At 31.7% G+C, this 3,463-nt stretch carries 3 protein-coding genes; all 3 read left to right on the forward strand.

What is annotated here, in order from left to right; translation table 11 throughout:
• On the forward strand, positions 1 to 1,503 hold a 1,503-nt coding region (locus AAT22_RS10435; RefSeq protein ID WP_047001162.1), incomplete at its 5' end, for an ABC transporter ATP-binding protein.
• Positions 1,503 to 2,591: an ABC transporter permease gene (locus AAT22_RS10440; RefSeq protein WP_016209185.1), complete on the forward strand. Its 1,089-nt coding sequence runs from the start codon at positions 1,503 to 1,505 to the stop codon at positions 2,589 to 2,591. The genes AAT22_RS10435 and AAT22_RS10440, both read left to right, overlap by 1 nt.
• Positions 2,591 to 3,463 (forward strand): ABC transporter permease (locus AAT22_RS10445; RefSeq protein ID WP_047001163.1); only part of this gene is annotated, 873 nt, incomplete at its 3' end. The genes AAT22_RS10440 and AAT22_RS10445, both read left to right, overlap by 1 nt.

The following is a 3,463-nucleotide window of genomic DNA, read 5'->3' on the forward strand; positions in this document are numbered from 1 at the left end:
ATGCTTAACATTCGAAAAGAATTTCCAGGGATTGTAGCAAACGATAATGTTACATTACAACTAAAAAAAGGAGAAATTCATGCTCTTTTAGGTGAAAATGGTGCAGGAAAATCTACCTTAATGGGAATGTTATTTGGAATGTATCAACCAGAAGCAGGAGTAATTAAAGTAAATGGAAAAGAAGTTAAAATATCTAATCCAAATGTGGCAAATGACTTAGGAATAGGAATGGTTCATCAACATTTTAAACTAGTAGAGAACTTTACTGTAACAGAAAATATAATTTTAGGTTGTGAACCTAAAAAGTTTTTAACAGTTGATATAAAAAGTGCAGCAAAAAGAATAGATGAATTATCCAAAACCTATGGCTTAAATGTTGATCCATACTCAAAAATTGAAGATATATCCGTTGGTATGCAACAACGTGTTGAAATTTTAAAAATGTTATATAGAAATGCTGAGGTTCTTATATTTGACGAACCAACAGCCGTTTTAACTCCTCAAGAAATTGATGATTTAATCAAAATAATGCAAAACCTTATAAAAGAAGGAAAATCAATAATATTAATTACACATAAGTTAAAAGAAATTAAAGCAGCTGCAGATAAATGTACAGTTATAAGAAGAGGTAAATGTATAGGAACAGTTGATGTTAAAACAACAACTGAAGCAGATATGGCTAAGATGATGGTTGGAAGACAAGTATCATTTAAAGTTGATAAATGTGAAGCTAACCCAGGAGAAGAAGTATTAAAAATAGAAAATTTAAATGTTAAAAATAATAAAAAAGTTTTAGGATTAAAAGACTTTTCTTTAAATGTAAGAAAAGGTGAGATAGTTGGTATAGCCGGAGTAGAAGGAAATGGCCAAACAGAATTAGTAGAAGCTATAACAGGTATGAGAGACGCAGAAAGTGGAAGTATATTCTTTAATGGAAAAGATATTACTAAAGCTTCAATAAGAAATAGAATTGATGATGGGATAGCACATATTCCAGAAGATAGACATAAAAGAGGACTTATTCTTGATTATACAATGGAAGATAATATGGTTCTTAAAGTTTATAAAAACGAACCATTTTCTAAAAATGGACTTATAAATAGAAGTAAAATAACTGAATATGCAGATAACATAATAGAAACTTTTGATGTAAGAGCTGGTGAAGGTGGAAAATCAATGGCTAGATCTTTATCAGGAGGAAATCAACAAAAAGGAATAATTGGACGTGAGGTTCAATCAAATCCAGATTTATTAATAGCTGTTCAACCAACAAGGGGATTGGATGTTGGATCAATAGAATACATACACAAAAGACTTGTTGAACAAAGAGATAATGGGAAAGCTGTACTTTTAGTATCATTAGAGTTAGACGAGATACTAAATGTTTCAGATAGAATTGCTATTGTTAACAATGGCGAACTTATAGGAGTAGTAAATGCCTCTGAAACAGATGAAAATGAAGTTGGATTAATGATGGCAGGAATAAAGAGAGGTGAAAGCTAATGGAAAAAAATCAAGGTTTAAAAGCTATTATGGCCATAATATTAGGTCTTATAGCTGGAGCTATATTGATGCTTATTATGGGATTCAATCCTATGGAAGGATATGAGTATTTATTTAAAGGTGGGTTAAAGAACCTAGAAAGAATAGGTAATACCATAGCTACAGCAACACCATTAGTACTTACAGGGCTTTCAGTTGCTTTTGCATTTAAAACAGGGTTATTTAACATAGGAGCACCGGGCCAAATGCTATTTGGAGGATTTTGCTCAATAGCAGTAGGACTATCATTAGATTTACCAAAACTTATATTAGTTCCTATAGTGGTATTAGCAGGTATATTAGGTGGAGCTATATGGGCAACGGTTCCAGGATTATTAAAAGCTAAATTTAATGTTCACGAAGTTGTTTCTTCAATAATGATGAACTGGGTAGCTTATTGGATAGTTTATTACAATATTCCAAGATATTTTAAAGGAGAATTTTTAGAAACTGAATCAAAAATGTTAGCAGATTCAGCAACTTTAAAAGCATCTTGGCTATCAAATATTTTTCAAGGATCATATATAAACTTAGGTATTTTCTTAGCTATAATAGCTGTTTTTATAGTTTGGTTTATATTAAATAAGACAGTTTTAGGATATGAATTAAAGGCTGTTGGATTTAATAGATTTGGAGCAGAATATGCAGGTATGCCAGTTAATAGAAATATAATAATTTCTATGATGATAGCTGGAGCCTTATCAGGACTTGCAGGAGCTATACAATACACAGGTAACTCAAACATAATGCAAATAGGAGTTATGCCAAGCCAAGGATTTGATGGTATAGCAGTAGCTTTACTTGGAGCAAGTAATCCAATAGGAGTTTTCTTCTCAGCATTATTCTTTGGAGTATTGTATGTTGGAAAAGGCTTTATGAATGCAGCAGTAAAGGTACCACCAGAACTTGCAGATACTATAATGGCTACAATAATTTATTTCTCAGCAACAAGTATGATAATGGATAAAGTAATAAAGAAATTTAAGAAATCTAAAAAAGATAATCCAAAAGGTAAAAATAGTTCTTCTGAAAGGGTGGTGGAAAAATAATGTGGAGTATAATAGTACAAATTTTTCCATATGCAATTTCTTTTACAGTGCCTCTTTTAATAACAGCATTAGGAGCACTTTATTGTGAAAGAAGTGGAGTTGTAAATATAGGATTAGATGGACTTATGATAATAGGTTCATTTGCAGGAGCATTAACAGTTTCAAAGCTACAAGCAAACGGAGTAGCAGGAGCTTTATGGATAGGTTTATTAGTAGCGACATTAGTAGGAGTTTTATTTTCACTATTACATGCTTTTGCAAGTATAAACTTAAACGCAAATCAAGTAATTAGTGGTACAGCAATAAATATGATAGCTGGAGCATTAACAGTATTCTTAGCTAGAAACATTACAGGAAGTGGTAATATAAGAGTAACAGCAGGATTTATACCAAAGGATATTCCTATATTATCTAGTATTCCAGTAATAGGACCACTATTCTTTACTAAAACATATGCAACTACATGGCTTGTAATAATAATCTTAATTGTTAGTACTTTCTTATTATATAAAACAAGTTTTGGATTAAGATTAAGATCATGTGGAGAACATCCACAAGCGGCAGCAGCTGCTGGTATAAGTGTTTTCAAAATGAGATATATAGGAGTTATGGTGTCAGGAGGAATGGCAGCTTTAGGTGGTGCAATAATATTACTAACATATTCCGGAGAGTTTAATGGTAATGTTGCAGGACTTGGATTCCTAGCGTTAGCAGCCCTTATATTTGGACAATGGAAACCTCTTGGAATATTAGGAGCAACATTTTTCTTTGGATTTGCTTCAACTATAGCTAACGTATCTCAAGCAATACCAGCATTGTCAGCAATACCAGGAGTATTATTGAAGATATTCCCATATATTGTTACTTTAATA

Origin of the sequence: Clostridium sp. C8 (assembly GCF_001010885.1) — a bacterium.
Taxonomy (GTDB): domain Bacteria; phylum Bacillota; class Clostridia; order Clostridiales; family Clostridiaceae; genus Clostridium; species Clostridium sartagoforme.